Raw genomic sequence first — 3,788 nt, forward strand, 5'->3', positions numbered from 1 at the left:
TGCGGCCGGCGTGGCGGGAGGTGCGGCCGGCGCGGGTGGACGGACCGCCGCGCCGACCGGGACCGGCGCGGGGATCTCCCGGCGGATACGGGCCGCCAGCTCCGCCCGTCGGCGCTGCGCCGCGAGCAGTCGGGAGCCGAGCCCCTGGTACGCCTGCCGGGCCCGCTCGACCTCCCGGCCGAGGGCGACGATCTCCCGGTCCAACCGGACCACCTCGGCGGCGGGCGGGTACGGCCCGAGCCCGCAGCCGGCGCACCCACGGGTCAGCTCGGCGGGTGCTCCGCAGCGGGGGCAGGGGTAACCGGTGTTCTGCACCCGGCCATCCTGCCGGTGGGCGGCAACCGGAGGCCAGAGTGCCCGTACCTAGGTACGGGTGTTCTCGTGCACCCAGGCGGCGTACGCCGGGTCGCCGCTGCGGGCCTGGGTGACCAGGATCTCGGGCACCTCGTACGGATGGTTGGCCCGGATCTGGGCGACCAGCGCCGTGGCCCGGTCGGGGGCGGTCTTGAACTGCACCGACCACTCGGTGCTGGTCTCCACCCCGGCCCGCCACCAGTACGTGCTGTCGACCTGGCCGCCGACCTGGGCGCAGGCGGCCAGTCGCCCGGCCACCGCGGCGGCCGCCATCAGGTCCGCGACGGAGCGCGAGTCCACCACCGTCGTCACCACGCAGATCTGGTCCACCTGCGCACCTTACGCGGGAACGGCAGTGAACCGGTCGACCGTCACGGTACGTTCACCGGGCCGTCACGCTGTCCCGGTTGTCGGCGATCCAGCTGTCGATCCGGTCCCACCAGTCGAACAGCCAGTCGATCCGCTCCTGCCGGCCGGTCGGGACGTCCTCGGGCGGCACGGACCAGAACCGCATCACGATCCGTTTGTCCATCGGCAGTTCGCGCCACACGTCGGCGACGGTGAGCATCCGGTCCAGACCGGTGTGCGCCACGAAGATCACGCCGGCCTCCGGCGCGGCGTCCAGGGCGGCGAGCACCCCACCGGGCTGCGGGGCGAGCACGTGCTGCATCCGCTCGGCGCGGACCGCCATCCGTTCCAGGCCGAGCGCGCGCAGCTTGGCGATGGCCCGCAGCCGCCGGCCGGGGGTGAAGTTGCCGCCCTCCGGGAAGATCACGAAGGCGTCGTCGTCGTCCAGCCCGGTGGCCAGGTGACCGATCTGCCGGACCGCCGACCCCCGCCCGTCACCGGGGGCGATGAACCGGTTGGGCAGGCGGTTGAGCAGCACGTCGATCGCCGGGTCCCACTGGAGCGCCTCCTTGAGCACGATCCGGGGCTCCCGCTGGAACCAGTTGACCAGGGAGTGGATCAGGATGAACGAGTCACCCGGGCCGGCGTGCCGGCAGAGCACCAGTTCCGGCCGGCCCGGCAGGGCGGTGTCCGGGTCGGTGCCGACCACGTCGATGCTCAGCCGCAGCGTCCAGCGGGCCTGCCAGAACAGCACCCGCAGGAACCAACCGGCGAGCACGTAGTGCGCCCGTTGGAAGGCCGGCGTGCGCTTCCACCGGCCGAACCCGGAGGCCAGCCAGAGCACGAACAGGGCGACCAGCGCGGCGGCGTCCCAGACCAGGTAGACACAGCCGATCCAGAGCAGCCGCAGCGGGCGCAGCCGGCCCGGCACGAACGGCGACGCGGCCAGCGCGAGCAGCGCCCAGACCGGCACCGTGGTCAGCACCGTGAACGCGAGCAGGATCACCCCGGGCGCGAACAGCAGCCGGCGTACCCACCGAGGGGGCAGCGGCATCAGCGGTCCAGGCTCGCCAGGTAGTGCCGGGAGGCGGTGTAGGCGCGGCTGATCCGCCGCCCCACCGCCGCCATGTCCCGGTACGCCCACGGGCTGTCGTCGCGCGGTTCCAGCCCGCCGGTCGGCAGCACGTGCACCCGTACCCCGCCGGGCAGGGCGGCCATCTCCCGGGCGAACCGGTGCCGGCGGGCGATCTCGAACGCGACCTGGGCGATCTCCCACGGCCGGCGGGGCGGCGTCAGCTCCCGTTCGATCCGCCCCACCTGGAGGACGAAGATCTGCGTCGCGCCGACGGCGACCGCCTCGCCGATCGGGATCGAGTTGACGATCCCGCCGTCTATGTAGTGCTGGCCGTCGATCTGTGCCGGCGGCAGCAGCCCCGGTACGGAGGCGGAGGCGAGCACCGCCGGCACCAGTGGTCCGGTGTGGAACCAGTGTTCGGCGGCCCGCTCGATGTTGGCCGCGCAGCAGCGGAACGGCACCTTCAGGTCGGCGAAGGTGGTGTCCGCCCCCAACTCCCCCTCCAGCAGCTTGCGCAGCGGCCGGGGCGAGTGCAGGTGGGTACGGGCGGCGAAGCGGCGCAACTGCCGGGCGACCGAGTCGCCGTACACCTCGCTCGCCTCCGGGGAGGCCCAGAGCCGGACCAGCCGGTCGGTGACCGCCTCGGACGGGTCGGCGGCGACCAGCGCGCCGTTGACCGCGCCGATCGAGGTGCCGAGCACGACGTCGGGGCGGATCCGGGCCCGGAACAGGGCACGCAGCATCCCCACCTCGACCGCGCCGAGCACTCCCCCGCCGCCGAGCACGAACGCCACCGGACCGCCACTCATGCCGTTCATCCTGGCACGCCACCGCCCGTGGCCGTGCCGCAGCCGCTGGTCACCGCCGCGCGTTCCGGACCGGTGGCGGTGGGCGAACCCGCCACTGCGGAGGGTCATCGGGCAACTGGACAACCGTTGACAGGGGGGACACATTCCCGCAACCTGACACCACCCCGAACCCCAGGCAGGTGCGAACACTGATGGCAGCCCTGAACGCCGGTAGGTTGCTGGCCCGCAGGTACCGGCTACTCGACAGGATCGGGGCCGGCGGGATGTCGGTGATCTGGCGGGCCCGCGACGAGGTGCTCGACCGGGTCGTCGCGGTCAAGGTGCTCGCGCCGTCGCTGGCCGCCGACGCCCGGTTCCGGGACATGGTGCGCGAGGAGGCGCGCTCGGCCGCCCAACTGGTCCACCCGCACGTGACCGCCGTGCACGACTACGGCGAGGCGCTCGCCCCGGACGGCGAGATCACCTCGTTCGTGGTGATGGAGCTGCTCACCGGCGAGGAGCTGGAGCACCGGCTGAGCGAGGGGCCACTGCCCTGGCCGGAGGCGGTCGAGGTGGGCGCCCAGGTGGCCGAGGCGCTGGCGGCGGCGCACCGGCTCGGCATCGTGCACCGGGACATCACCCCGGCGAACGTGATGATGACCCGGATCGGCGCGAAGGTGCTCGACTTCGGCATCGCCACCCAGGTCGGCACCCCCGACGACGACGAGGACGGCGGCACCTTCGGCACCCCGGCGTACGTCGCGCCGGAACGGTTGGACGGTGCGCCGGCCCAGCCGTCGACCGACGTCTACTCCCTTGGCGTGCTGCTCTACGAGACGCTGACCGGCCAGCCGCCGTACCCGGCGGAGACCTGGGAGCAGCTCGCCGCCGCGATCGCCGACGAGCGACCGCCGGTGCTGGACGGCGTACCGGGGCTGCCCCCGGTGGTGGTCGACGTCTGCCTGCGCTGCCTGGCCCGGGACCCGCACGAACGGCCGACCGCGCACCAGGTCGCCACCGCCCTGCGCGACCAGTTGCTGCCGGGTGACCCGCAGGCCGCCACGATGCTCGCCCCGACGGTCACCCTGCCCGCCGTCCCCGGGTCCGACGCCCCGGACGACCGGCCAACCACCCCGGCCGCCGGAACCGGCCCGGCCGTCGTCGGTGCGGCAGCCGGCGTCGGCGCGGTGACCGGAGCTGGATCGGTGACCGGCGTCGGCGCA

General features: G+C 74.1%; 5 protein-coding genes. 1 reads left to right on the forward strand and 4 read right to left on the reverse strand.

The window, feature by feature from the left end; all coding sequences use genetic code 11:
* The 4 genes from H1A17_RS33635 to H1A17_RS33650 all read right to left on the reverse strand — a co-directional run.
* Positions 1 to 315: hypothetical protein (locus tag H1A17_RS33635; protein WP_309236931.1), on the reverse strand; the 315-nt coding region annotated here is incomplete at its 3' end.
* Between the two features lie 48 nt (positions 316 to 363).
* Positions 364 to 684, reverse strand: coding sequence for a divalent-cation tolerance protein CutA (cutA, locus tag H1A17_RS33640; RefSeq protein WP_145921504.1), 321 nt, complete (start codon positions 682 to 684; stop codon positions 364 to 366).
* A gap of 52 nt (positions 685 to 736) precedes the next feature.
* The gene (locus H1A17_RS33645) at positions 737 to 1,756 is read right to left on the reverse strand and encodes a 1-acyl-sn-glycerol-3-phosphate acyltransferase (protein ID WP_145921505.1); all 1,020 of its coding nucleotides are present in this window, start codon (positions 1,754 to 1,756) and stop codon (positions 737 to 739) included.
* On the reverse strand, positions 1,756 to 2,586 hold the full coding sequence (locus H1A17_RS33650; RefSeq protein ID WP_194823775.1) for a patatin-like phospholipase family protein: 831 nt from the start codon (positions 2,584 to 2,586) through the stop codon (positions 1,756 to 1,758). The genes H1A17_RS33645 and H1A17_RS33650 overlap by 1 nt, the downstream gene beginning before the upstream one ends.
* Positions 2,587 to 2,777: 191 nt before the next feature.
* Here H1A17_RS33650 and H1A17_RS33655 point away from each other — a divergent pair.
* On the forward strand, positions 2,778 to 3,788 hold a 1,011-nt coding region (locus H1A17_RS33655), incomplete at its 3' end, for a serine/threonine-protein kinase (protein ID WP_194823776.1).

This window comes from Micromonospora sp. S-DT3-3-22 (assembly GCF_015354745.1).
Taxonomy (GTDB): domain Bacteria; phylum Actinomycetota; class Actinomycetes; order Mycobacteriales; family Micromonosporaceae; genus Micromonospora; species Micromonospora wenchangensis.

Bases quoted from the DNA above. Each gene is read 5' to 3' on its own strand.
- H1A17_RS33645 (WP_145921505.1), bottom strand. From the start codon at position 1,756: ATGCCGCTGCCCCCTCGGTGGGTACGCCGGCTGCTGTTCGCGCCCGGG.
- H1A17_RS33650 (WP_194823775.1), bottom strand. From the start codon at position 2,586: ATGAGTGGCGGTCCGGTGGCGTTCGTGCTCGGCGGCGGGGGAGTGCTC.